Genomic DNA, 248 nt, shown 5'->3' with positions numbered 1-248 from the left:
CCGCAGGCTTGGCCTTCTGGTGTCCGATATGTTGTATCCCAAGGTTTTCTGGATGAAAAACTGAGATGGATTCTAGACATGGTGCTACAGTGACGAGTGTTGGGGAGGGGAAGGTTCGAAATTGAATCGTCATAACCCACCTCAGAATTTAACTGTTCTTTACTAATGCCGCGCAGGAGCATTGTTCTCGTCCTTACACCACGGCGTTGATAGGCATCTTTCATTTTCTTCCCAAAATGATCGGTGTG

The 248-nt window shown here is 46.8% G+C and carries 1 protein-coding gene; it reads right to left on the bottom strand.

Going from position 1 to position 248, the window contains the following annotated elements:
- Window positions 1-224, bottom strand: a 224-nt coding sequence (locus tag GSQ79_RS29110; protein ID WP_210253170.1) for a hypothetical protein, incomplete at its 3' end; no start/stop codon positions are given.
- Window positions 225-248 lie beyond the last annotated feature (24 nt).

The sequence above is a fragment of the Beijerinckia sp. L45 genome, assembly GCF_009765775.1.
Classification (GTDB): domain Bacteria; phylum Pseudomonadota; class Alphaproteobacteria; order Rhizobiales; family Beijerinckiaceae; genus RH-AL1.
Note: the sequence above shows the minus strand (reverse complement) of the source record. Positions and strands in the feature narration are given on the sequence as shown.